The 23,961-nt window shown below is 46.6% G+C and carries 21 protein-coding genes and 3 pseudogenes; 12 read left to right on the top strand and 12 right to left on the bottom strand.

The annotated features are described in order from the left end of the window. Nucleotides 1-17: 17 nt before the first annotated feature. A complete protein-coding gene (gene mpl, locus AOC21_RS01105) occupies nucleotides 18-1,418 on the bottom strand; it encodes a UDP-N-acetylmuramate:L-alanyl-gamma-D-glutamyl-meso-diaminopimelate ligase (RefSeq protein WP_215391985.1) in 1,401 nt (466 codons plus the stop codon). 26 nt (nucleotides 1,419-1,444) lie between these two features. Between mpl and AOC21_RS01100 the strand changes: the two genes are divergently transcribed. From AOC21_RS01100 to AOC21_RS01075, 7 genes and pseudogenes are all read left to right on the top strand, one after another. After that, a complete protein-coding gene (locus AOC21_RS01100; RefSeq protein WP_215391984.1) occupies nucleotides 1,445-1,972 on the top strand; it encodes a TlpA disulfide reductase family protein in 528 nt (175 codons plus the stop codon). 228 nt (nucleotides 1,973-2,200) lie between these two features. Beyond that, nucleotides 2,201-2,650, top strand: coding sequence for a type II 3-dehydroquinate dehydratase (aroQ, locus tag AOC21_RS01095; RefSeq protein ID WP_215391982.1), 450 nt, complete (start codon nucleotides 2,201-2,203; stop codon nucleotides 2,648-2,650). 36 nt (nucleotides 2,651-2,686) lie between these two features. Then, the gene (gene accB / locus AOC21_RS01090; RefSeq protein ID WP_215391981.1) at nucleotides 2,687-3,154 is read left to right on the top strand and encodes an acetyl-CoA carboxylase biotin carboxyl carrier protein; all 468 of its coding nucleotides are present in this window, start codon (nucleotides 2,687-2,689) and stop codon (nucleotides 3,152-3,154) included. Nucleotides 3,155-3,206: 52 nt separating this feature from the next. Beyond that, entirely contained in the window at nucleotides 3,207-4,571 is a 1,365-nt protein-coding gene (accC, locus tag AOC21_RS01085; protein ID WP_215391980.1) for an acetyl-CoA carboxylase biotin carboxylase subunit, read from the top strand. Nucleotides 4,572-4,587: 16 nt separating this feature from the next. Continuing rightward, nucleotides 4,588-5,523, top strand: a pseudogene (gene prmA / locus AOC21_RS10105) (50S ribosomal protein L11 methyltransferase); the annotation flags it as partial. Nucleotides 5,524-5,598: 75 nt separating this feature from the next. Beyond that, nucleotides 5,599-6,117: a DUF3426 domain-containing protein gene (locus AOC21_RS10100; RefSeq protein ID WP_251371589.1), complete on the top strand. Its 519-nt coding sequence runs from the start codon at nucleotides 5,599-5,601 to the stop codon at nucleotides 6,115-6,117. A 53-nt stretch (nucleotides 6,118-6,170) separates the two neighbouring features. Next, nucleotides 6,171-7,130, top strand: a complete 960-nt coding sequence (locus AOC21_RS01075) for a carbohydrate kinase family protein (protein ID WP_215391978.1) — start codon at nucleotides 6,171-6,173, stop codon at nucleotides 7,128-7,130. Nucleotides 7,131-7,238: 108 nt separating this feature from the next. On the opposite strand, the pseudogene AOC21_RS01070 reads toward AOC21_RS01075, so the two are convergent. From AOC21_RS01070 to AOC21_RS01050, 5 genes and pseudogenes are all read right to left on the bottom strand, one after another. Continuing rightward, nucleotides 7,239-7,621: pseudogene (locus AOC21_RS01070) on the bottom strand (histone); the annotation flags it as partial. A 337-nt stretch (nucleotides 7,622-7,958) separates the two neighbouring features. Further along, complete coding sequence (locus AOC21_RS01065; protein ID WP_215391977.1) at nucleotides 7,959-9,143, bottom strand: ribonucleotide-diphosphate reductase subunit beta; 1,185 nt, start codon at nucleotides 9,141-9,143, stop codon at nucleotides 7,959-7,961. 51 nt (nucleotides 9,144-9,194) lie between these two features. Further along, nucleotides 9,195-12,161, bottom strand: a complete 2,967-nt coding sequence (locus AOC21_RS01060) for a ribonucleoside-diphosphate reductase subunit alpha (protein WP_215391976.1) — start codon at nucleotides 12,159-12,161, stop codon at nucleotides 9,195-9,197. Nucleotides 12,162-12,434: 273 nt separating this feature from the next. Then, entirely contained in the window at nucleotides 12,435-13,256 is an 822-nt protein-coding gene (ampD, locus tag AOC21_RS01055; RefSeq protein ID WP_371817792.1) for a 1,6-anhydro-N-acetylmuramyl-L-alanine amidase AmpD, read from the bottom strand. A gap of 3 nt (nucleotides 13,257-13,259) precedes the next feature. After that, nucleotides 13,260-14,108: an inner membrane protein YpjD gene (locus AOC21_RS01050; protein WP_215391975.1), complete on the bottom strand. Its 849-nt coding sequence runs from the start codon at nucleotides 14,106-14,108 to the stop codon at nucleotides 13,260-13,262. Between the two features lie 20 nt (nucleotides 14,109-14,128). Here AOC21_RS01050 and ffh point away from each other — a divergent pair, with 20 nt between their 5' ends. Then, nucleotides 14,129-15,511: a signal recognition particle protein gene (gene ffh / locus AOC21_RS01045; protein ID WP_215391974.1), complete on the top strand. Its 1,383-nt coding sequence runs from the start codon at nucleotides 14,129-14,131 to the stop codon at nucleotides 15,509-15,511. A gap of 44 nt (nucleotides 15,512-15,555) precedes the next feature. On the opposite strand, the gene AOC21_RS01040 is transcribed toward ffh, so the two are convergent. Then, nucleotides 15,556-17,298: a proline--tRNA ligase gene (locus AOC21_RS01040; protein WP_215391973.1), complete on the bottom strand. Its 1,743-nt coding sequence runs from the start codon at nucleotides 17,296-17,298 to the stop codon at nucleotides 15,556-15,558. Nucleotides 17,299-17,346: 48 nt separating this feature from the next. On the opposite strand from AOC21_RS01040, the gene AOC21_RS01035 reads away from it, so the two are divergent. Both AOC21_RS01035 and AOC21_RS01030 read left to right on the top strand, forming a co-directional pair. Then, on the top strand, nucleotides 17,347-17,949 hold the full coding sequence (locus AOC21_RS01035; protein ID WP_215391972.1) for an RNA pyrophosphohydrolase: 603 nt from the start codon (nucleotides 17,347-17,349) through the stop codon (nucleotides 17,947-17,949). Next, a complete protein-coding gene (locus tag AOC21_RS01030) occupies nucleotides 17,942-18,505 on the top strand; it encodes a CNP1-like family protein (protein WP_215391971.1) in 564 nt (187 codons plus the stop codon). Before AOC21_RS01035 ends, AOC21_RS01030 begins: the two co-directional genes overlap by 8 nt. A 21-nt stretch (nucleotides 18,506-18,526) precedes the next feature. On the opposite strand, the pseudogene proB reads toward AOC21_RS01030, so the two are convergent. The 4 genes and pseudogenes from proB to rplU all read right to left on the bottom strand — a co-directional run. After that, nucleotides 18,527-19,306 (bottom strand): annotated as a pseudogene (gene proB, locus AOC21_RS01025) (glutamate 5-kinase); the annotation flags it as partial. A 21-nt stretch (nucleotides 19,307-19,327) separates the two neighbouring features. Continuing rightward, nucleotides 19,328-20,416: a GTPase ObgE gene (gene obgE, locus AOC21_RS01020; protein ID WP_215391969.1), complete on the bottom strand. Its 1,089-nt coding sequence runs from the start codon at nucleotides 20,414-20,416 to the stop codon at nucleotides 19,328-19,330. A gap of 87 nt (nucleotides 20,417-20,503) precedes the next feature. Further along, nucleotides 20,504-20,764 (bottom strand): 50S ribosomal protein L27, encoded by a 261-nt coding sequence (rpmA, locus tag AOC21_RS01015; protein ID WP_011902041.1) that lies wholly within the window; start codon nucleotides 20,762-20,764, stop codon nucleotides 20,504-20,506. A gap of 19 nt (nucleotides 20,765-20,783) precedes the next feature. After that, the gene (rplU, locus tag AOC21_RS01010; protein ID WP_011902040.1) at nucleotides 20,784-21,095 is read right to left on the bottom strand and encodes a 50S ribosomal protein L21; all 312 of its coding nucleotides are present in this window, start codon (nucleotides 21,093-21,095) and stop codon (nucleotides 20,784-20,786) included. Between the two features lie 75 nt (nucleotides 21,096-21,170). Here rplU and AOC21_RS01005 point away from each other — a divergent pair, with 75 nt between their 5' ends. Then, nucleotides 21,171-22,175, top strand: a complete 1,005-nt coding sequence (locus tag AOC21_RS01005; RefSeq protein ID WP_215391968.1) for a polyprenyl synthetase family protein — start codon at nucleotides 21,171-21,173, stop codon at nucleotides 22,173-22,175. Here AOC21_RS01005 and AOC21_RS01000 read toward each other — a convergent pair. Further along, nucleotides 22,172-23,107 carry a reductase gene (locus AOC21_RS01000; RefSeq protein WP_215391967.1) on the bottom strand — a complete coding sequence of 312 codons (936 nt, stop codon included), beginning with the start codon at nucleotides 23,105-23,107 and terminating at the stop codon, nucleotides 22,172-22,174. The genes AOC21_RS01005 and AOC21_RS01000 overlap by 4 nt on opposite strands. A gap of 56 nt (nucleotides 23,108-23,163) precedes the next feature. On the opposite strand from AOC21_RS01000, the gene AOC21_RS00995 reads away from it, so the two are divergent. Beyond that, nucleotides 23,164-23,931, top strand: a complete 768-nt coding sequence (locus AOC21_RS00995; protein WP_215391966.1) for a fumarylacetoacetate hydrolase family protein — start codon at nucleotides 23,164-23,166, stop codon at nucleotides 23,929-23,931. Nucleotides 23,932-23,961: the final 30 nt, after the last annotated feature.

The following is a 23,961-nucleotide window of genomic DNA, read 5'->3' as shown; positions in this document are numbered from 1 at the left end:
TTTGCTTTCTGTATTTTTTACTTTGCCGAAATAGCTTGTAATATTTTTTGATGCACGCCACCAAATCCGCCATTGCTCATGACTAAAATGTGATCACCAGGCGCGGCTTCTTGTGCAACCGCTTTCACTAAGGCCTCGAGATCATCAAATGCGTGCGCTTTATCCCGCTCTAGCTGATTGAGTGGAGATAAAACCTCCGCCAAGTCCCAACCTAAAGATTCTTTGCCGGCATTAGCGCCATAAGCAAATACTTTGTCGGCAGCTTCTAAACTTCCAGGAAGCTGAGCCTTCATGACACCGAGCTTCATCGTATTGGAGCGTGGCTCCAATACTGCCAAGATACGCGCTTTACCAACGCGACGACGCAGACCATCAACAGTGGTCGTGATTGCCGTTGGATGATGCGCGAAATCGTCATAAACAGTGATGTTATTTGCAACACCAATGGTTTCTAAACGACGCTTTACATTTTTAAACTCTGCCAAAGCGCGTGCAGAATCCGCTGGAGAGATTCCAATGTGATTAGCTGATGCAATTGCCGCTAGTGCATTGAGCTGGTTATGTCGACCCATCACACCTGAGTCAGGCGCCCACTTCACCGTTGCCACTTCATTGCCAGACTTACGCACAATGAAGCCATCGGCCTCTTGAGAAATCAATGACCATTCATGACCTCCCTCTTGGCCAAAACGCTCTACAGGTGCCCATGCACCACGTGTAATGACATTTGCTAAAGCCGGCTCTTCGCCATTGACCACCAATAAACCTTCGCCTGGAACTGTCCTAACCAAATGATGAAATTGGGTTTCGATTGCAGCAAGATCAGCAAAAATATCTGCGTGATCAAACTCCAAATTATTTAACAAAGCAGTGCGTGGTCGATAGTGAACAAACTTACTGCGCTTATCAAAAAAAGCCGTGTCATATTCATCGGCCTCGATCACAAAATATTTGCTCTCACCCAAACGTGCTGACACTGTGAAATTCAGAGGCACACCACCAATGAGATAACCAGGCTTGTATCCGTTAAATTCCAAAATCCAAGTCAGCATGGCTGACGTAGTTGTCTTGCCATGCGTGCCAGCAACAGCCAAAACATGCCGTCCATATAAAACTTGTTCGCCCAACCACTGCGGTCCAGAAATATAGGGTAGCCCTTGATTGAGAATTGCCTCCATCAATGGATTGCCACGAGAAACCACATTACCGATTACAAATAAATCAGGCATGGTCTCAAACTGAGATAATTGATCGGGCGAGAACCCCTCAATGAGTTCAATGCCTTGAGCTTCAAGTTGCGTACTCATTGGTGGATACACGTTGGCATCGCAGCCTGTAACGCGGTGTCCAGCCTGCCTCGCGATTGCGGCAATGCCGCCCATGAAAGTACCGCAAATGCCCAAGATATGTATATGCATTAGCGAATTTTAGCGAAGGAGTTGCAATGAACCGCAGACAATGGATCATCATCGTCGCAATGAGTCTTTTGGCACTGCTTGCTGGGGTATTCACTTCGCAATGGATTTATAAAACTGGCTTAGCCAGTGACCCGGCTGTAAAAGCATTTTTTGCTAACTCTTGGCAAACGCCAGACGGGAAAACCGTCGATACCCAAAAATGGCAGGGAAAAGTCCTGGTGGTGAACTTTTGGGCATCTTGGTGCCCCCCTTGCGTTGAAGAAATGCCCACTTTAGACAAGCTTCAACAAGAGTTTTTGCAGCAAAATGTCTTATTTGTCGGTATTGGCATCGATTCCCCATCTAACATTCGTGAATTTCTCTCAAAGACCCCTGTTGGCTATCCCATCGTCATTGGCGGTCTTGAGGGCAGCAATCTTTCTAAGCAGCTGGGAAACTCCCAAGGTGCCCTTCCTTACACCATCATTATTAATGCCAAGGGTAAGGCAAGCTATAGCAAATTAGGAAAGATAAGCGAAGATGACGTTAGAAGTGCCATTAAATCTGCTTTATAAGTATTTTTAATCAGATTTAACTCCTACCCCAACCTTAGTATTCGCCTAAATATTAAGCAGTAAGTACCGTATTTTTCAACATCTACACTGAAAAGTTCGTGAAAAACCTGCTTTTGAAGCATTTTTTAAGCTTTTCCCAGCTTTAAAAAGGTATACTTTCTCTAACAAGCAATAGAGCATGAAGTTGTTTAGTAATCTACGCTTAACTGCCTCTAAAAACAGGGATCTATGTCGAAAAAAGCTTCAATTCTCGTAATTCAGGGCCCAAACCTAAACCTATTAGGCACCCGTGAACCTGAGGTTTACGGCAAAACAACCCTAGAAGACATCCATCAAAAGCTCGGTGAGCTGGCAAAAGCAAAATCAGTTGATCTGGGCACTTACCAAAGCAATCATGAAGGCGAGTTAATTGACCGCATTCAAAAAGCCAAACAAGATGGGGTTGATTTCATCATCATCAATCCAGGCGCTTTCACCCATACCAGCGTTGCCTTGCGCGACGCCCTAGCGGGAGTAGCTATCCCGTTTACCGAAGTTCATTTATCCAATATTCATCAGCGTGAAGAGTTCCGCAAACATTCTTACCTCTCCGATATTGCGACTGGGGTGATTTGTGGTCTTGGCGCTATTGGCTATGAATTAGCGCTGCAAGCAGCCATTGCACGTTTACAGAAATAAAACTACTTAAAGAATTACAAGAGAGGAAGCACTCGTATGGATCTGAGAAAACTCAAAACCTTGATCGATTTAGTCTCTGAATCAGGCATTTCGGAGTTAGAAGTAAACGAAGGTGAAGATCGCGTTCGCATCGTTAATGCAGGATCTGCTGCTCCAGCAGGTCAGGTGGTCTACGCAAATCCAGCGCCAGTACAAGCGATGCAAGTAGCGCCCGCAGCCAACGCTATTGCCCCAGCCGCAGCTGCTATTGAAGCACCCGCTGTTGAAACTGGCTTTATTGCAAAGTCTCCAATGGTTGGCACTTTTTATCGCGCCCCAAATCCAGAGTCTCCAAATTTCGTCAATATTGGTGATACCGTAAAAGTAGGTCAAACCCTTTGCATCATTGAGGCGATGAAGTTACTTAACGAAATCGAATCTGAACATGCTGGCGTGATCAAAGAAATTTTGTGTGAAAACGGTCAAGGCGTTGAATTTGATCAGCCGCTCTTCATCATCGCCTAATTCATTGCTTTTAGATTTACTCCAATTCACCGTTACTTAACTCAGAGCCGACATGTTCGATAAGATTCTGATTGCCAATCGGGGAGAAATTGCTCTCCGTATCCAACGCGCATGCCGCGAGTTGGGAATTAAAACTGTCGTGGTGTACTCCACTGCAGACAAAGAAGCGAAATATGTAAAGCTAGCTGATGAGGCAGTCTGCATCGGACCAGCCCCATCTCCACTCAGCTACCTCAATATGCCAGCAATTATTTCTGCGGCGGAAGTGACTGACGCAGAGGCAATCCACCCTGGTTATGGCTTTCTTTCTGAGAACGCCGACTTTGCAGAGCGTGTTGAGAAATCTGGTTTCGCATTTATCGGCCCCACTGCAGCATCGATTCGCTTAATGGGTGATAAGGTTTCCGCAAAACGCGCCATGATTAAAGCTGGTGTGCCTTGCGTACCAGGATCAGAAGGTGCACTTCCTGATAATCCAAAAGAAATTATTACTACCGCGAAAAAAGTTGGGTACCCAGTCATCATTAAGGCGGCTGGTGGAGGCGGTGGTCGCGGTATGCGCGTTGTCCATACTGAGGCAGCCCTCATTAATGCGGTCAATATGACGCGTGAAGAAGCTGGCCGAGCCTTTGGCAATCCAGAAGTCTATATGGAGAAGTTTTTAGAAAAACCTCGTCACGTTGAGATTCAGATTTTGGCTGATACCCACGGTAATGCCATTTGGTTGGGTGAGCGCGATTGCTCAATGCAGCGTCGTCACCAAAAAGTAATTGAAGAAGCTCCGGCACCTGGCATTGATCGTCGCCTCATCGCCAAAATTGGCGAGCGCTGCGCAGAAGCTTGTCGCAAAATTGGTTATCGTGGTGCAGGCACCTTTGAATTCCTCTACGAAGATGGCGAATTCTTCTTTATCGAGATGAATACCCGCGTGCAGGTTGAGCATCCAGTTACCGAAATGATTACTGGAGTAGACATTGTTCAAGAGCAAATTCGTATTGCCGCTGGCCTGAAGTTAAGTTATCGCCAGAAAGACATTGTTTTCCGTGGACACGCAATTGAGTGCCGGTTAAATGCTGAAGACCCGTTCAAGTTCACTCCAAGCCCAGGAAAAATTGGTTCTTTCCACATGCCAGGCGGTCCTGGTATTCGCGTTGATTCCCATGCCTATAGTGGCTATGTAGTTCCATCAAACTATGACTCCATGATTGGCAAGTTGATTTCTTACGGCAATACCCGTGAGCAAGCCATTCGTCGCATGCAAATTGCACTCTCTGAGATGGTGATTGACGGGATCACAACCAATGTCCCACTTCATCGTGAGTTGATGCTGGATCCGAACTTTATTGAGGGCGGCACCAGCATTCACTACTTAGAGCATCGCTTAGAAGAGCAAGCTGCAAGTCGCGGTAAAGCCTAAGTGATGGGAGCGCCTCATGTCTTATCGTGAACTGATATTCACGGTAGCCGCCGAAACTGCTGAGCCTTTAGGTGATGCGCTTTTGGAGTTAGGCGCCTTATCCGTCACTGTTGAAGATGACGCTGCAGGCGGCTACGATGAAAACCCACTCTATGGCGAGCCTGGGCTTCACCCAGAAGTACAAGCATGGGACCGATCAGCAGTAACTGCGCTCTTTAATCCTGGAATTGATGCATCTGGTAGCGCAACATTTATTCCAGAACTGCTGGCATCCCTCAAAGAGGCAGGCTTTCATCTAAGTCCACCTCAAGAAAAAACCGTTGAAGAGCAAGATTGGGTTCGTTTAACCCAAAGTCAATTTGCGCCCATTCAGATTGGTGAGCGTATTTGGGTCGTTCCTTCTTGGCACGATGCACCGAGTGATCCAAATGCAATTTGTCTTGCCGTTGATCCTGGCCTAGCATTTGGGACTGGAAGTCACCCCACCACGCATTTATGCCTGCTTTGGCTTGAACAACAAAATCATTTACAGAATCAAAGTCTGCTCGATTACGGTTGCGGATCAGGAATTTTGGCAATCGCCGCAGCAAAACTGGGCTGCAATCCAGTAATCGGCACTGATATTGACCCGCAAGCCATGGTTGCGGCGCGCAGTAATGCAGAAATCAACAACACCACCATTCGCTTTGTTCTTCCGAATGAGGGCGCTGCAGAGCTTGCAGCAGAAACTAAATATGACATCGTGATGGCCAATATCCTGGCTAATCCGCTCCAAGTTCTCGCTCCTGCGTTGGTCAATAAGATGAAAGTAGGCGGACGCATTGTGTTGTCCGGTGTACTTGCCCGCCAAGCAGAAGAGGTGATGGAGACTTATAGCCAATGGCTAAAGCTTTCTGTTTGGCAAGAGAGTGAAGGTTGGGTTTGCCTACACGGCACCCTAAATAAGAGCAATCAAAGTGGCACTGACAACACTTTTGCTGCACCTGCTCAAAAAAAAAGTCTTAAGTTAGCTCTATACGCAGTCTTAATGTTGCTCTTACTTGTTTTTGGTGAGCATCTTTCGAGGAATTCATTACTTCCCACATTAGCGCCGCGTGTTGATGGAACATCCAATGCAATTTCGGTGAATGCATTTCATGTTTTACAACGCATTGATGCAAAACTTTGTCGTGCACTAGGATGTCTAGATCGCGCTGTAAGCGATTTTGCTGCTTGGAAAATAACTTCAGCCGCACTATCGACAGAAAACGCGCGAGAGGGGCTTAAAAACGCTGCAAATCAATCTGTATTGCAAGTTGAGATACAAAATCGTCTAGCTATTGCAGTTTTGCCACCAAATTTAGAAATTTCTTTGACTGATGCAGAGGAATCTGAAATCAAATCACTGCAATTCAGTCCACAGGAGTGGTTACCCAAAAATTGGCAAGAGGCTCATCCTGATTTTTTAAAAAAAGGAATCGCTTCTGGCGAAATGCTGCAGCTTGATCTTCCTATTGCCCTGCCACTGAATGCCGCAGGCTATCGCGTAAGAGTGCTTTACCCCTAAATTGATTTATTACGACCACATTTACCCCCTTATTTTTTGAAAGAAAGTAATTTATGGCTAGCTTGATCTGTGGCTCTATCGCCTACGACACCATCATGAACTTTGAAGGCAAATTTGCCGATCAAATCCTGCCTGAGCAGATTCACATCCTGAACGTAGCGTTCTTAGTACCAACCATGCGTCGTGAATTCGGTGGATGTGCCGGCAATATTGCCTATAACCTGAATCTTTTAGGTGGCGACCCGATCATTATGGCCACGGTTGGTGGCGATGCTGCGCCATATATGAGCCGCCTTGAGCAATTGAAGATTGATGCAAGCCATATTCGTCAAATCGATAAAGCATTTACAGCACAGGCCATGATCACAACCGATCAAGCCAATAACCAAATTACCGCATTTCATCCAGGTGCAATGGGCGAATCTCACCTCAACCAAGTTTCTGCAGTTATCGCGGAGCGCAGCAAGAATGCTAAGGGGCCAGCTAAATTAGGAATCGTTGCCCCTGATGGCCGTCAAGGAATGTGGGAGCACTGCCATCAGCTAGCTGAAGCCAACATTCCCTTTATTTTTGATCCAGGCCAAGGCTTGCCGATGTTTAATGGCCCAGAACTGCTTGAACTAGTCGATATTGCTACTTACTTAGCAGTCAATGACTATGAAGGTGAAATGCTTTCTCAAAGAACGGGCTTGAGCTTGGCAAAAGTGGCTGAGCGAGTCAAAGCACTCATCGTTACCAAAGGTGCTGAAGGTGCTGATATCTACTTTGATGGTAAATGCATTGCCATTCCACCAGTACCAGCCGCAAAAGTGGTTGATCCAACCGGTTGCGGCGATGCATTCCGCGGCGGCTTGTTGTTTGGCCTCGAAAGCGGCATGGACTGGGAAACCACTGGTCGACTTGCTAGCTTGATGGGTTCAATCAAGATTACTCACCAAGGCCCACAAAACCACCAACTCAGCAAAGATCAGATCACTGAGCAATTTAAAACGGCATTTGGCTTTAGCTTCTAAGCACTTTATGTGCACCTCGACTCAAATCTGAGTCAATCAAACTTTAGGTAATTTTAGGCAATAAAAAAGGGGTCTCGTGAGAGACCCCTTCTAGTAACACCCGTCCAATTAAGGACGTGTGCCAGTTGGGAAGGGCCAAGCAGCGGCAGGATTCAACGCACTAGTCGCTGGTGCAGCTTTCTTAGCCGCGGGCTTTTTTACAGCAGAGCCCGCTTTCTTCGCAGCAGGCTTACTTACTTTTTTTTTGCTACTTTACGAGCAGCTTTTTTAGCAGCAGGACGCTTCTTAGCTACTTTTTTAGCAGCAGGCTTCTTAGCAGCAGCTTTTTTAGCAGCAGGACGCTTCTTAGCTACTTTTTTAGCAGCAGGCTTCTTAGCAGCAGCTTTTTTAGCAGCAGGACGCTTCTTAGCTACTTTTTTAGCAGCAGGCTTCTTAGCGGCTACTTTTTTCTTAGCAGCTGGTTTCTTTGCAGCAGGTTTTTTCTTGGCGATTGCCATATTAATACTCCTTCACGTGAGGATTAGTACAAACTACATTAAGAAGACCCGACCATCTAATTCCGCCTGGTTTTGCAACCTTTTGGAGCTGACGAGCGAGCCATTCATCGGCGCGCGGCTTGATGCTAGGCGCTGCACGCTAATGAATCCTGGAAAAAAAGCCGTGGTCCCAAAGGACAACGGCTTCTTAAATGTGCTGGAAAAAATGGAGAGAATAGCCCAGGCACCCTTGAGCAAGGGTTTTCGGATTTGAGTCTGTTTTTGCTGACTTCTTAAACTATCCAACCGTCTAATCTCCAATTTAGCCGGCTATGCGCTTACTTACTGCTTACTACTCCCAACTTAGCGCACCGCCAGTTTGATACTCAATAACGCGTGTCTCAAAAAAGTTTCGTTCTTTTTTCAGATCAATCATTTCTGACATCCATGGAAATGGATTCTCTTCATTTGGGAACATCGCGTCAAGTCCTATTTGCAAACATCTGCGATTACAGATGTATCTTAGGTACCCTTTGAACATCGGAGCGTTCAGTCCGAGCACTCCGCGAGGCATCGTATCTTCGGCATAACGGTACTCTAATTCGACTGCTTTTTCGAAGATAGATTTAATCTCGTCTTTGAACTCGGAAGTCCATAACTGCGGGTTCTCCAGCTTGATTTGGTTAATCAAATCGATGCCGAAATTGCAGTGCATTGACTCATCGCGAAGGATGTATTGATACTGCTCAGCAGCACCCGTCATTTTGTTTTGACGACCCATTGCAAGTATTTGCGTAAAACCAACATAAAAGAACAAACCTTCCATTACGCAAGCAAAAACAATCAGCGAACGGAGCAATGTTTGGTCAGCTTCTAATGTGCCAGTCTTGAAATTTGGGTTGGTAAGTACATCAATGTAAGGAATCAAGAACTCATCTTTGGCACGAATTGACTCAATCTCGTTGTACGCATTGAAGATTTCGGACTGATCTAAGCCCAAAGACTCCACAATATATTGGTACGCGTGAGTATGAATTGCCTCTTCAAAAGCCTGGCGCAATAGGTATTGGCGGCATTCTGGGGCGGTAATGTGGCGATAAGTACCCAAAACAATGTTGTTTGCTGCCAAAGAATCGGCAGTGGTAAAGAAACCGAGATTGCGCTTGATGATGCGACGCTCATCTTCTGTCAGGCCATTTGGATCTTTCCAAAGCGCGATATCACGGTTCATATTGATCTCTTGCGGCATCCAGTGGTTTGCACAACCAGCTAAATACTTCTCCCAAGCCCACTTATATTTAAATGGAACCAACTGATTTACGTCAGTCTTGGCATTAATCACGCGCTTATCAGCGGCATTGACACGCAAGGCAGCGCCGCCAACTGCAGCAGCTTGCGCTGGGGCAGTAGTAGCAACTTGAGGGGCTACTTGAGCAACCTGATCTACCTGTGGGCGTTGTGGCTCCACTGCAACCGGCTGCGGTGCAAGACCAGCTTTCGCTAGTGCTGGAGCAACTTCCTCTTCCCAATTCAACATAACTTTCTCCTAATTTCTTCTTTTCTTATATCTGACCAATAAGCAAATGGCTTATTGGCATGCTTCACATTCTTCGAAACCAGCGTCGCCTGGGCGCATTGTGCAAACTGGGCCATCAGCTTCTTGTGCGGCGGCTGCATCAGTACCATTTACACCGCCACCGCTAGAAACGGAGTTCAACTGACCGCTAGCAACTGTTGATTTCTCAACGTGGGTTGCAGCCATCGTGCGGAGGTAGTAAGTAGTCTTCAAGCCGCGCAACCAAGCCAACTTGTAGGTATCGTCCAATTTCTTACCGGAAGCGCCACCCATGTAGATGTTGAGTGACTGAGCTTGGTCGATCCACTTCTGACGACGTGAAGCAGCTTCAACCAACCAGCTTGGCTCCACTTCGAAGGCGGTCGCATACAAATCACGCAAATCCTGTGGAATACGGTCAATTTTAGACAAAGTGCCATCAAAGTACTTCAAGTCAGCAATCATCACTTCGTCCCAGAGACCGCGATCTTTCAAATCACGTACCAAGTACTCGTTTACCACTGTGAATTCGCCAGAAAGGTTGGATTTCACGAACAAGTTCTGGAATGTTGGCTCGATACAAGCAGAAACACCAATGATGTTTGAAATCGTTGCGGTTGGCGCAATTGCTACGCAATTGGAATTACGCATACCGTGTTGCTTGATACGTGCACGCAAACCGCTCCAGTCCATAGTGGAAGAATTATCCACTTCTACGTAACCACCGCGCTCGGCCGCCAACATCGCTACTGAATCCTGCGGGAGAATGTCGCGATCCCATAAAGATCCTTTGTAGGTGCTGTAAACGCCACGCTCTTCAGCTAGCTCATTAGATGCCTGATAAGCGTAGTAGCAAACTGCTTCCATAGAAGAATCCGCAAACTTCACAGCCTCATCGCTAGCGTAAGGAATACGCTGCATATGCAAGCAATCCTGGAAGCCCATGATTCCCATGCCGACTGGACGGTGCTTCAAGTTCGAGTTACGTGCTTTAGCCACTGCGTAGTAGTTGATATCAATCACGTTGTCCAACATGCGCATTGCAGTGCGGACGGTTTTTTGGAGCTTCTCGTGATCCAAAATCATCTTGCCATTGGCATCAGTTGTCATGTGAGCAGTTAAGTTCACAGAGCCTAAGTTACAAACTGCAATCTCAGTCTCATTTGTATTGAGGGTGATCTCAGTACAGAGGTTAGATGAGTGAACTACACCAATATGCTGTTGTGGGCTACGGATGTTGCAAGGATCTTTGAAAGTAATCCATGGGTGGCCAGTTTCAAACAACATACCAAGCATCTTGCGCCACAATTGCTGCGCTGGAATACGACGGAATGGCTTTAATTCACCACGATCAGCCTTTTGCTCATAGGCAACATACGCCTCTTCAAACGCTCTACCGAATTTATCATGCAAATCAGGGGTATTAGATGGTGAGAACAAAGTCCAATCGCCACCTTCCATCACACGCTTCATGAACAAGTCAGGAATCCAGTTGGAGGTATTCATGTCATGGGTACGACGACGGTCATCACCTGTGTTCTTACGCAACTCCAAGAACTCTTCGATATCTAAGTGCCATGTTTCTAAGTAGGCGCAAACCGCACCCTTACGCTTACCGCCTTGGTTAACAGCAACGGCAGTGTCGTTTACCACCTTCAAGAATGGCACAACACCTTGTGATTTACCGTTAGTGCCTTTGATATGGCTACCCAATGCACGAACATTAGTCCAGTCATTGCCCAAACCACCTGCAAACTTAGACAGCAACGCGTTTTCTTTCAACGCTTCATAGATGCCATCCAAATCATCATCCACTGTTGTCAAATAGCAGCTAGAAAGCTGAGGACGAGTAGTTGCTGAGTTGAACAATGTTGGGGTGCTGGACATGAAATCAAATGTAGAAAGGATTTCATAGAATTCGATGGCGCGACGTTCGCGATCCATCTCATTTAAAGCCAAGCCCATTGCAACGCGCATAAAGAAAGCCTGTGGCATTTCAATACGACGCTCTTCAATATGCAAGAAATAGCGGTCATACAAAGTCTGTAAACCAAGGTAATTGAACTGCAAGTCACGGCTGGCGTTCAAAGCAGCAGCCAAACGTGGCAAGTCAAACTCACGCATACGTGGATCCAACAACTCTGCAGAAATACCTTCATTGATGTATTTGGCGAAGTAAGTGCCGTATTCAGCTTGCGTATCGCCCTGCAATACTTCCTTACCAAAAATTTCTTTACGAATCACGTGCATCAAGATACGCGCTGTTACTTGGCTGTATGCAGGATCTTTTTCAATCAAAGTGCGGGAAGCCAAAATAGCGGAGTCATATACCTGCGCCATTGGTACGCCGTCGTACAAGTTCTTGATAGTTTCAGTAATGATTGGTGTAGCGTCAATATGAGTGCCCAAACCTTCGCAAGCCGCCTCAATTACGGTACGCAAAGCAGCCATATCAAGCCACTTCTCAACACCGTTATCGGTTACTTTGATGCCAGACTCGCCAGCTTGATTTGCAGATTGCGCCTCTTGGGACACTTCTTGCTGAGCAGCACGTTCTTGATTACGCTTTTCACGATAGAGAACGTAAGCACGGGCAACGTTATGCTCACCGCTACGCATCAAAGCCAATTCAACTTGGTCTTGAATATCTTCAATATGGAAAGTTCCACCATTCGGACGGCTACGCAGCAATGCGCGCACAACAGAATGGGTCAACTGCTCTACTTGTTCGCGGACACGTGCAGATGCTGCACCTTGACCGCCATTCACTGCTAAAAATGCTTTTGTTACAGCAATCGCAATTTTGGATGGCTCAAATGCCACAACTGAACCATTACGGCGAATGATTTTGTAATCAGACAATTGTGTTGCCTGAGTGCCACCAACACCACCGGCTACAAAGCCGGCAGAAGGGGTCTGATTCATTGCCCCCGCAGGACTCATTCCTGGGTTATTCGCTCCAGCGGATTGATCTGCTGTCTGTGGATTAGCGTATGTCATGTTGCTCCTGCGTCTATATATAGTTATTTGGACAAAATATCGTTAAAAAACAATGGGGTATTGCTGGACTCAGACACTACATCTAGTGTCTTAAAGCGCGTTAGGCACTAAGTATAGGGAAATATTTGATAATTGGTAAGCCATTTATGACAAATATTTATTAGTATTTTTACTAAGTTTTCTACTTATTTTGGGGTCATTTTGGTGCGGAATTTTTAGCCCTTTTAGACAAAGGCTAAAAAAGTAAGCGTACGCTCACATACAAAATCAATACTATCGAGAGCTTAGACCAAAAGGTAATTTTTCAGTCGAAATGGCTGTCTCTTTTTGGAACTTTTTCCAATCAAAAGAAATTCCAGGATCAGTTTTACGATCGGGTGCAATGTCGCTATGCCCAGCGAATTGCAAAAGTGGGTATGTGCTCATCAATTTTTTAATCAGCTTTGCCAATACTAAATACTGCGCAGCTTCGAATGGTGTATCGCCATCTCCCTCAAGCTCTATACCAATCGAAAAGTCATTACACCTTTCTCGACCCAGAAAATTCGACTTACCGGCATGCCAGGCTTTGTTCTGAGTCGATACAAACTGGATTAACTCACCTGAGCGCGTAATTAAAAAATGGCTGGATACTTTCTGACCAGCAATCTCCGCAAAATAAGGATGTCTATTTGGATCCAGCTTATTTTGGAAAAAATCAACAATGTGCTGACTAGACGATTGATTTCTAAATGCACCCGGCGGAAGGCTAATGTGATGAATGACTACTAAATCAGGCTGAACATTTTCCGGTCTCACGTCTTGATTGGGAGAAATACGCCACTGCGCATCACCAAGCCAACCCTGTGAATCCAATGCTTGAAGATGTTCTGTTGAGCAATAAAAACGCTCGTCGCAAGTGAAGGATTCTGATCTAGGAAGATGTACTTTGCAGTATTGGCATTGCACCATTACCTCAGGCGCAGTAGGCGCCCTCTCGGGCTTATTTTTATTGGGTTTGGAGGCATTTCCTGCACTCAGTTCCGCCTGCTTTTTACCCTTAATCCAAAGATACAAAAGGCCAGCGCCAGCAAACAATAAAAGCCACTTAAACAAGGATTAAGTCCTCTGCAAAATAACTTCAACTACAAAGCGACTACCAACATAAGCAAGTAACAGAGCAGTGTAAGCACTTAATACCCAGCGAATGGCAGCTCTGCCACGCAAGCCTACTCGCCAGCGCGCTATCAATAAACCTGCAAACAAAAACCACGAGACTAAAGCGAAAATAGTTTTGTGATCAAACACGAGAGGTCTGCCAAACAAAGTCTGCGAGAAGAGCAGTCCTGAGAACACAGTCAAACTCAACAGCGCAAAACCAACGTATAACAAATTGAATAAAAGACTTTCCATCGTCATTAGCGGAGGCAGATCCTCTAACCAATGAGCTAAGCGACCATTGGGAACAATGGCTAACTGACGATGCAAAGCCCGATCTTGCACACTCATGAGCATGGCATGCATAGCCGCCAGACTCAGTAAGCCCACCGCAACCGTTGCCACTACAAAGTGGCCCTTAAACCAGGGATCAGATACAGCCTTAGGCGAAAGCAAGGTTCCTGGAAAAACGGCGGGTAAAAATGCGCAAATGAGCGCAAACATTAACGCCATCCAACGCAAGCTAGAGATGGGCAAAAACCAAGACTGAAACCAATAAAAAGCCAAGCCAACCCAGGCAATCAAAGACAAATCTTGCGCAAAACCAAATACAAAACCCTGGGGAGTGAATACGGAGTCATGCAGTTGCACCCCATGAATCACCAAAATCATAAAAATAGCAGCCTGTACAAGGGCGCTGGAGAGCCGAGACTCCATGCCACTCTTGGCTTTGAAGCTCAAAACCAGCAAAAGCACTAAATAAAGTGCTGAAGGCAGCCATCCGTAACTTGAGTAACCTAAAATATCCATCTGGAAAGTCTAATCGATAAATGCTAGAAAACCTCACCGACCGTCTATCTCGCGTTGTTAAAACAATGCGGGGCCAAGCCCGCCTAACCGAAGCCAATACCGCAGAAATGCTGCGGGAAATCCGTTTAGCCCTATTGGAGGCTGACGTAGCCCTGCCAGTAGTCAAGTCCTTGCTTGAACAAATTAAATTCAAAGCCCTTGGCGAGGAAGTGGTTGGTAGCTTAAGCCCAGGTCAAGCTCTTGTTGGTGTAGTTCAGCGCGAGCTAGCCCAAGTAATGATGGGCGACACCAATCAAAGTGGCGAACTCAATTTAGCCACTCAACCGCCCGCAGTCATATTGATGGCCGGTTTACAGGGTGCCGGTAAAACAACTTCTGTTGGCAAACTGGCTAAATGGCTACAAGAAAAAAAGAAGAAGAAAGTTCTCACGGTTTCTTGTGACGTCTATCGTCCAGCAGCAATCGAGCAATTAGAGACTGTTACCAAGCAGGTTGGTGCAGAATTTTTCCCAAGCGATATTAGTCAAAAGCCAAATGACATTGCACTTGCTGCTCTTGACTGGGCACGCCGCCACTACTTTGATGTCGTCTTGGTAGATACTGCAGGTCGTTTAGGCATCGATGAAGCGCTCATGCAAGAAATCAAAACCTTACATGCCAGCCTCAATCCCATCGAAACCTTATTCGTAGTTGACGCCATGCTTGGACAAGATGCCGTCAATACTGCTAAAGCCTTCCACGAAGCCCTGCCATTGACTGGTGTGATTCTCACGAAGTTAGATGGTGACTCCCGTGGTGGCGCAGCCCTCTCTGTCCGCCAAGTGACTGGTGTACCTCTCAAATTTATCGGTGTCGCCGAGAAGATGGATGGCCTTGAAGCGTTTGATGCAGAGCGTATGGCTAACCGCATCTTGGGCATGGGCGATATTTTGGCCTTGGTCGAACAAGCTCAACAACACGTTGACGTTGCTAAAGCAGAAAAATTAGCCAGTAAGATTTCTAAAGGTGGATTTGATCTAGAAGATTTTCGAGATCAACTCATGCAGATGCAAAAAATGGGTGGCATGGCAAGCTTGATGGACAAGTTACCAAGTCAAGTTGCTCAAGCAGCCTCCAAAGCAAACCTTAGTCATGCCGATAAACAAACTACGCGTATGCGCGGCATTATTGACAGCATGACACCTCAAGAGCGCAGAAAGCCTGAATTACTGAAGGCCAGCCGTAAACGACGCATCGCCGCTGGTTCTGGAGTTGAGGTGCAAGAAGTAAACCGCCTGCTTGCTCAATTCGAGCAAATGCAAACCATGATGAAGCAATTCAAGGGCGGGAAAATGGCGCGCACCATGGCTAGCATGGCTGCAAAAGGAGCCGCCAAGGGAATTGGCGGGCTCTTTAAAAAATAATTAAATCTAAAAAAACTGAAGAGATAACTGAAGCGAGGGCTTGCTTAAACGATAGACTGTTTAGCGGTTTGTACCGCAGCAATCACCTTAGCTTTGATGTCATTTAGTGGGATGTTCTGAGACTCAGCATCAGTACGACCTTTAAATTCCACTTGAGAATCTGCCAAACCACGGTCGCCAATGACGACGCGGAATGGCGCTCCAATCAACTCCCAGTCTGCAAACATCGCACCTGGGCGTTCATTACGGTCATCCAAAATCACGTCAATGCCAGCAGCCAATAAGTCATCATGCAATTGATCGCATGCCGCTTTAACAGCTTCCGATTTCTCGTAACCCATCGGACAAATGACCACTTCAAATGGCGCCATCGAGATTGGCCAAATAATGCCCTTGTCGTCATGACCCTGCTCAATCGCAGCACCAAGCAAGCGAGTAACGCCAATGCCGTAGCAACCCATCACCATCGGCTGTGCTTTACCTTGTTGATCCAAGTAAGTGCAGCCCATGGCCTCTGAATAACGTGTGCCCAATTGAAATACATGTCCAACTTCAATACCACGGCAGATGTCTACAACACCCTTGCCGTCGGGTGAAGGATCACCAATTACGGCATTACGAATATCCAATACCAATGGCTCAGGTAAATCACGACCCCAGTTCACACCCGTTAAATGCTGACCAGCATCATTAGCGCCACAAACAAAATCTGCCATATTGGCAACGGTGCGATCAGCAACAACAGTTACATCAGCACTCACACCAACAGGACCCAAATAACCAGCTGGTGCATTACAAGCTTGTTTAATTTCTGCTTCAGTAGCAAAACGTGACTCTGCCATTCCAGGGATCTTGCTAGCCTTGACTTCATTGAGTTCGTGATCGCCGCGCACCAACAACATAAAGAGTTTTGCTGGTCCTTTTTCTTGATCAGCAGCAAACAGCAGTGACTTCACAGTGCTCTCAAGTGGAATACTTAAGAACTTCGCTACATCAGCGCAGTTGGTTTTATCGGGCGTTGGTACTTTCGTCATTGCCGCAGACGCTGCAGCACGACTAGCAATTAAAGCCAATGACTCTGCTGCCTCTAAGTTCGCAGCGTAATCAGAGCTCGGGCAATAGACAATGGCATCTTCACCAGTATCGGCAATCACGTGGAACTCTTGGCTACCAGAGCCGCCAATGGCGCCATTGTCAGCAGTCACTGCACGGAACTCTAAACCCATACGTTTAAAGATCCGAGTGTACGCATCAAACATCACCTGATAAGACTTCTTGAGACCTTCAACATCACGATCAAATGAGTAAGCATCTTTCATGCTGAACTCACGACCACGCATGATGCCAAAACGAGGGCGACGCTCGTCGCGGAACTTGGTTTGAATTTGATAGAAGTTCACAGGCAATTGCTTGTAACTCTTAATCTCATTGCGCGCTAAATCAGTAATGACTTCTTCGGAGGTTGGCTGAATCAAGAAATCACGATCATGACGATCTTTGATACGCAGCAACTCAGGCCCCATCTTTTCCCAACGGCCAGTCTCTTGCCATAATTCAGCAGGCTGAATCATTGGCATGAGCAATTCAATTGCGCCAGCACGATTCATTTCTTCGCGAATGATGTTTTCCACTTTGCGAATGACCTTCAAACCCAACGGCAAATAGTTGTATATGCCTGCGCTGAGCTTACGAATTAAACCTGCACGCACCATGAGTTTGTGCGAAACCACCTCAGCGTCGGAGGGGGCTTCTTTTAGTGTGGCGAGAAATGATTGTGAGGCTTTCATGTATGGATATAATCAAATCGTTGATTTTAAAGGATTTGAGGCACGATCATGCTTGACCGTGAAGGGTATCGCCCGAATGTCGGCATTGTCCTCCTCAACAGCCGTAACGAGGTTTTCTGGGGAAAACGCGTTGGGCAGCATTCGTGGCAGTTCCCACAGGGTGGGATTCAGCATGGTGAAAGCCCTGAACAGGCGATGTACCGCGAATTGCAAGAGGAGGTTGGCTTACTGCCGGAGCATGTCCAAATTATTGGACGCACCAGGGATTGGCTTCGTTATGACGTCCCTGAGGAATACCTACGCCGTCAAAACTCCACACGCGTCCATCGAGCAGCCTATCGAGGACAAAAACAGATTTGGTTTTTATTGCGCCTAGTAGGCTTAGATAGCGATATTCAACTTCGCGCCTCCGAGCACCCCGAGTTTGATGCTTGGCGTTGGGTGCCCTTTTGGATTCAATTAGATGCTGTTATTGGCTTCAAACGGGAAGTGTATCAATTGGCTTTGTCCGAATTGGCTCGCTATCTTTCCCGAGGTATGCGCATGCAACAACTGGCCTGGGGAACACCGCTAGATATGATCCAGTCTTTTTATGCTGACCATGAAGATCAAAACAAATCATCTGAAAAATCGGATAAAGAACATGAATAATGCTTTGCGAAAATATAGCCTCTATATAAGCTGCATCACCATTGTGAGCTTTGTTATTGGCTGCGCTGGAGACCCTCTGCAAAGTGGTCTAGACCCATTCGCACCAATGGTATTTAAGGAGGGTACGACTACTATGCCCTTAAATCCGCCCAACCCAAAAACCCTTGTGCCTTTTTATGTATCTCAACACACTATTTTCAAATTTGCGGTTGATACAGATTCCATCCTGATTGGTGCAGATGGTGTCACACGCTACATTGTTGTACTGACAAGTCCAAACGGTAATGTACAAAGCCAATATGAAGGGGTACGCTGCGACTCATTTCAGTGGCGCCTTTACGGCACCCTAGAGAACAATACTTGGCGAGAAAATCCTCTATCTAGCTGGCGTGCGATTCAAAGCAATGTGCCCAATCGATATCAAGCAGCTTTGGCCCAAGGCGCGTTTTGTAACTTCGACTCCCAAGAAAAGAATATTAAGAATATTCTGCAATCGCTCAATGCAAAAGACTTTACTGGCAGCACAAAGCCAACCAATTCGTACGGGGTTCAGTAAAACAGAATTGAAGGGTTCTTACTTGGCGCTTAAGCGAGTGCCAATCTGCTCACCTGCCATAAGACGGGTAAGAACATTGGGTTCGCGCCCAGAGGCAATAACTGTGACTGCGCCAGTTTTTACAGCAATTTTGGCTGCCAATACTTTCGTCAGCATGCCGCCTTTACTGAGCTCACTAGCCGCCCCACCAGCCATTTTTTCTAGCACTGGATCGCCAGCAACCGCCTCGGAGAGCAACGTGGCATTAGGGTTTTGACGTGGATCGGCAGTAAAGAGCCCGCCCTGATCAGTCAAAATAACCAATAAATCAGCATGAATTAAATTCGTCACCAAAGCAGCAAGACTATCGTTGTCGCCAAACTTAATTTCATCAGTGACTACGGTGTCATTCTCATTGATGATAGGGACTACACCCAACTTCAACAAAGTATCCAAAGTAGCTCTTGCATTGGCATTGCGCCCCGCATCCGCTAAGTCTGCATTTGTTAGCAAGATCTGTGCACTACGCAAATTAAAGCGTGCAAAACAACTTTCATAAACCTGCACTAGACCCATTTGACCCACTGCAGCAGCAGCTTGCAATTGATGAATTTCTTGTGGGCGTTTTGCCCAGCCCAAACGCTGCATACCCTCAGCAATCGCACCCGAACTCACCATCAACACTTCGTGACCAGCCTTCAATAGGCCTGCCATTTGCTCAGCCCACATCGCAATCGCAGCATGATCCAAGCCCTCACCATTATTGGTGACCAGGCTTGAGCCTACTTTGACAACAATTCGTTGAGTTTTTTTAGCGTTCATAGCAAAAAGTAAGTCAAATATTTAATCTGGTTTTTTATCTTCTGATTGATCTTGATAACGTGGATCTTGAGCACGCTCATCGGCATCATCACGGTCTCTACGTACAGAATCTAAATAATCTTGCAAGGAATAGCAAAGCTTATCGCAACCTAAACCCGTCAAAGCAGAGATCTCAAAAACGGGACCTTTCCACTTAAACTTTTTCACAAAGTCAGCCACAACTTTCTTGCGATCTTCCTCAGGAATCATATCGACTTTATTGAGCACCAACCAACGTGGTTTCTCAACTAAAGCTTCATCATACTTACGCAACTCGTTCACAATCGCGACTGCATCAGCCACTGGATCAATATTCTCATCAAATGGCGCAACATCCACCAGATGTAAAAGTACGCCAGTACGCTGAAGGTGCCTTAAGAATCGATGACCTAGACCAGCACCTTCTGCTGCACCTTCAATCAATCCAGGAATATCAGCAATGACAAAGCTGCGTTCAGCACCCACGCGCACTACACCCAAATTTGGATGCAAGGTAGTAAATGGATAATCCGCAATCTTCGGACGAGCATTCGACACAGCAGTAATCAAAGTAGATTTACCGGCATTTGGCATACCCAACAAGCCTACGTCTGCCAAAACCTTCAACTCCAGTTTCAGCTTGCGACGCTCGCCTTCTTTGCCATTCGTCTTTTGACGTGGCGCTCTATTCGTGCTGCTCTTAAAGTGAATATTGCCCCAACCACCAACACCACCTTGGGCTAAACAAAGTCGTTCGCCATGTGTAGTTAAGTCAGCAATTGGCTCGCCAGTTTCATAGTCAGCAATGATCGTACCAACTGGCATACGCAACTCGATATCATCGCCAGCGCGACCATAGCAATCGGCGCCACGACCGGGCTCACCATTTTTTGCAGTGTGTGTCTTTGCGTAACGATAATCAATTAAGGTGTTGATGTTGCGATCGGCTATCGCCCAAACGCTTCCACCTTTGCCGCCGTCACCACCATCTGGACCGCCAAATTCAATGAACTTTTCGCGGCGCATGGAGGCACTTCCGGCACCACCTTGCCCGGCAATTACTTCGATACGTGCTTCGTCTATAAATTTCATGAATAAAAAAGGCCTCGCTTAGCGAGGCCTGTTCCTAAGAGTTAAATTCGGAATAAATCTGAATCAAACGTGTCTCAGTCAGGCGCCTTATGAACGAGGCAAGACTGAAACTTGGGCCTTCTTCAAAGCACCCTTAACGCCGAATTCCACTTGTCCGTCAATTAAGGCAAACAAAGTGTGATCCTTACCAATACCAACGTTAGCACCTGGATGAACGCGTGTGCCACGTTGACGAATGATGATGCTGCCAGCATTAATGTGCTCGCCGCCAAATACCTTAACGCCTAAGCGTTTCGATTCTGAGTCGCGGCCATTTCGTGTTGAGCCGCCGCCTTTTTTCTGTGCCATATCTTTCTCCTACCCTGAATTAGGCTTTAATCGTGTTGATCAAAATTTCAGTGAAATTCTGACGATGGCCTTGGTGCTTTTGATAATGCTTGCGACGGCGCATCTTAAAGATTGTCACTTTATCGTGACGTCCCTGGGAGACGACAGTGGCCATCACAGCTGCACCATTAACCAATGGATCACCTAATTTCAGTGAAGCGCCTTCGCCAACGGCGAGGACTTGGTCAAGAGTGATTTCGCTGCCGATTTCCGCTGGTATCTGTTCTATTTTCAATTTTTCGCCTGCAGCAACTTTATACTGTTTGCCACCGGTTTTTATGACCGCGTACATGGTTTGAAACCTCAATTAATATCTACATTTAAGCTAATCCACCCTGGACCAGCTAAGCCCATTATTATATCTTGCATGCCCAGCACTGTCAAAATCAATGACTTAAGCCAAATCCTGGCCCCAATTGCCTTAGATTTCAAGGCCTTAGACGAGGTCATTCGCCAGCGCTTGGCCTCAAAAGTGGCCTTAATTGACCAAATTTCGACCTATATCATCCAAGCCGGCGGAAAACGGGTCCGGCCCGCTTTATTGATGCTGGTGGCTAAAGCCTTAGCCAATGGCCAGGAAACCCTCCACACCTTGGAAATGTCTGCTGTAGTTGAATTCATCCACACCGCTACCCTCTTGCACGATGACGTCGTTGATGAATCCACCCTCAGAAGGGGGCGCGAAACTGCTAATGCTGCCTTTGGCAATGCTGCCAGCGTACTAGTGGGTGACTTTTTGTATTCCCGAGCCTTCCAGATGATGGTAGGGCCGAATGATCTTCGGGTGATGCAAATTTTGTCAGATGCAACCAATACGATTGCTGAAGGCGAAGTATTGCAACTTCTGAATATGAATGACCCAGAAGTAGATGAGGCTAGCTATCTTCAGGTGATTCGTTATAAAACTGCCAAGCTCTTTGAAGCCTCAACAGAACTCGGTGCCATTCTGGCTAATGCCACAAATGCGCAACGCGAACAAGCCGCTGCATTTGGGCGTCACATTGGTACTGCTTTTCAACTGATGGATGACTTGCTGGATTACACCGCCAATGCAGCGCAGATGGGGAAAAACGCTGGTGATGATTTGCGCGAAGGAAAGCCTACCCTGCCACTGATCTACTTATTAGAAAACGGCAGCAGTGAAGAGCGTCTTTTAGTACGCGCGGCAATTGAGCAAAACCAAGATTTACCAGAGGATGTCTTTGTACAAATTCTGGCTGCAGTACAAAACTCTGGCGCGCTCGATTACACACAAGCGGCAGCCAAACGTGAGGCTGACTTAGCATTAGCCTGCCTGAAAGACTTCCCCGCAAATGAGGCCAGTAAAGCGCTGGAAGCACTGTGCGCTTACTCTCTGACGAGACAGACCTAAGATCCTAGGTTGTTAACCCTAAGCTCACGCGCAGTAATCCGAGCTTGTTCCGCCTCTTCACGCAAGCGTGTGATTTCTTGCGCAGATAAGCTCTCAAGATTTGAGTAATCCAATTTCCATGCTGGATCGGTTGACCAAATTAGCGGTGACTGAACCGTTGTGCGAGCAGTAGGAGCAGACTCTAGGATCTGCAAAGCCAACTCAAAATTAAGATCCTGTGAAGCAATGTCATTTGGTTTTGCAGCTGCATTTCCTAAAGGAAAATCGCTAAATAAAAATCGTGGCACACCGCAATACTCAACAATATCTTTAGCCGCGCCCATCAGCACAGTTGCAATTCCCGCTGATTCCAAATAACGCGCAAGCAAACTTTGACTCTGATGGCAAATCGGACAATTCGGAATTAATACGGCCACATCTACACCATCCGCCTGGAGCATTTCTAAAATACGAGGGGCATCTACCTCTAAGGTGTGTCGCTGACTTCGATTGGTAGGAAGTCCATAAAAATGGTCTGAAAGCGCACCCACTCTTCCCGCTGCAACCCCTCGTTTAGCAGCACCCAATGGAAACCAACAAGAAGTGTCTTCCATATTGGCGTTCTTGCGATCGATTCCCACATGCGCAATTCGTAAATCAATGCTGCTATCGATAGATAGTCGATAAGGCTGATAAAACTTGGCTGCAGCATTGTATGGAGCGCCCTGGCCTTGAAGCCCCTTGTCAGGATCATAGGGAACAGCAGTAGTGACCAATCCCAACACAGACTGAGCCAGAGGCTTCTTCAATCGGCTAAATGGGACATCAATGTAGTGTGCCCATACATAAGGATTCTCATAGCCTAAGCCTAGGTAATAGCTTCGAGTGCGCTCCATGTAGCGTACTGGCTGATCCTGCTCTGGTGCAAACGTGAGCTCAGAAGTCTTAGACATCAATTCATCCCTGTAAGATATTGCATATCAAATATTTAACCTCATAGGAACTTATTATGGCTCAGTGGCTTAGATTTCAGCACCAAGGAAAAAGTGGTTTGGGGCAAGTAGAGGGCGACCAAATTGCCGTGTATGAAGGCGACTTATTTAATGGGGCCAAAGCCACCGGTACTTCCCTCAAACTATCCGACGTGAGCATTGATATCCCCTGCACTCCTTCTAAGATGGTTGCGATGGTGGATAACTTCCATGCATTGGTAACCAAGCTTGAGCATGCTGTACCTGCTGAGCCTTTGTACTTCCTCAAAGGCAACAACTCTTTCTTGGCAGCAAACCAAGTCATTCGCACTCCGAAGTCCTATTCCGGAAAAGTAGTTTATGAAGGGGAGCTTGGCATTGTGATTGGCAAGCGCTGCCATGAAGCTGATGAAGCAGAGGCAGCAAAAGCGATCTTTGGCTACACCTGCATTAACGACGTGACTGCCATTGAAATTCTCAACCGTGACCCTGGTTATGCACAGTGGACCCGCGCAAAAAGCTTTAACACCTTTGGTGTCTTTGGTCCTTACATCACCACCGATGTTGATCCCAGCAAGCTCACGATCAAGACCATTCTGAATGATCAAGAGCGTCAAAACTACCCTATTTCAGATATGATTTTCTCGCCCGCTAAATTGGTGAGCCTAATTTCTCAAGATGTACCACTCTCGCCAGGAGACATCATTGCTTGCGGCACTTCAGTAGGCGTTGGCTCCATGAAACCTGGCAGCAATGTCAGCATCATTATTGAAGGCGTGGGGCGTCTCGATAATCGCTTCGAGTAATTTAGGTTTGTATAAAACAAAATCCCTTGC

This window comes from Polynucleobacter sp. VK25, from assembly GCF_018687355.1.
In the GTDB taxonomy this organism is placed as follows: Bacteria; Pseudomonadota; Gammaproteobacteria; order Burkholderiales; family Burkholderiaceae; genus Polynucleobacter.
The sequence above is the reverse complement of the archived record's forward strand: the minus strand, read 5'-3'. Positions and strand labels throughout refer to the sequence as shown.

Coding starts and splice junctions, on each gene's coding strand:
- AOC21_RS01100 (WP_215391984.1), top strand. CDS start 1,445: ATGAACCGCAGACAATGGATCATCATCGTCGCAATGAGTCTTTTGGCA.
- rpmA (WP_011902041.1), bottom strand. CDS start 20,764: ATGGCACAGAAAAAAGGCGGCGGCTCAACACGAAATGGCCGCGACTCA.
- AOC21_RS01040 (WP_215391973.1), bottom strand. CDS start 17,298: ATGAAAGCCTCACAATCATTTCTCGCCACACTAAAAGAAGCCCCCTCC.
- AOC21_RS01030 (WP_215391971.1), top strand. CDS start 17,942: ATGAATAATGCTTTGCGAAAATATAGCCTCTATATAAGCTGCATCACC.
- obgE (WP_215391969.1), bottom strand. CDS start 20,416: ATGAAATTTATAGACGAAGCACGTATCGAAGTAATTGCCGGGCAAGGT.
- AOC21_RS01060 (WP_215391976.1), bottom strand. CDS start 12,161: ATGACATACGCTAATCCACAGACAGCAGATCAATCCGCTGGAGCGAAT.
- aroQ (WP_215391982.1), top strand. CDS start 2,201: ATGTCGAAAAAAGCTTCAATTCTCGTAATTCAGGGCCCAAACCTAAAC.
- rplU (WP_011902040.1), bottom strand. CDS start 21,095: ATGTACGCGGTCATAAAAACCGGTGGCAAACAGTATAAAGTTGCTGCA.
- AOC21_RS10100 (WP_251371589.1), top strand. CDS start 5,599: ATGTTGCTCTTACTTGTTTTTGGTGAGCATCTTTCGAGGAATTCATTA.
- accC (WP_215391980.1), top strand. CDS start 3,207: ATGTTCGATAAGATTCTGATTGCCAATCGGGGAGAAATTGCTCTCCGT.
- mpl (WP_215391985.1), bottom strand. CDS start 1,418: ATGCATATACATATCTTGGGCATTTGCGGTACTTTCATGGGCGGCATT.
- AOC21_RS01035 (WP_215391972.1), top strand. CDS start 17,347: ATGCTTGACCGTGAAGGGTATCGCCCGAATGTCGGCATTGTCCTCCTC.
- AOC21_RS01075 (WP_215391978.1), top strand. CDS start 6,171: ATGGCTAGCTTGATCTGTGGCTCTATCGCCTACGACACCATCATGAAC.
- AOC21_RS01050 (WP_215391975.1), bottom strand. CDS start 14,108: ATGGATATTTTAGGTTACTCAAGTTACGGATGGCTGCCTTCAGCACTT.
- AOC21_RS01065 (WP_215391977.1), bottom strand. CDS start 9,143: ATGTTGAATTGGGAAGAGGAAGTTGCTCCAGCACTAGCGAAAGCTGGT.
- AOC21_RS00995 (WP_215391966.1), top strand. CDS start 23,164: ATGGCTCAGTGGCTTAGATTTCAGCACCAAGGAAAAAGTGGTTTGGGG.
- accB (WP_215391981.1), top strand. CDS start 2,687: ATGGATCTGAGAAAACTCAAAACCTTGATCGATTTAGTCTCTGAATCA.
- ffh (WP_215391974.1), top strand. CDS start 14,129: ATGCTAGAAAACCTCACCGACCGTCTATCTCGCGTTGTTAAAACAATG.
- AOC21_RS01005 (WP_215391968.1), top strand. CDS start 21,171: ATGCCCAGCACTGTCAAAATCAATGACTTAAGCCAAATCCTGGCCCCA.
- AOC21_RS01000 (WP_215391967.1), bottom strand. CDS start 23,107: ATGTCTAAGACTTCTGAGCTCACGTTTGCACCAGAGCAGGATCAGCCA.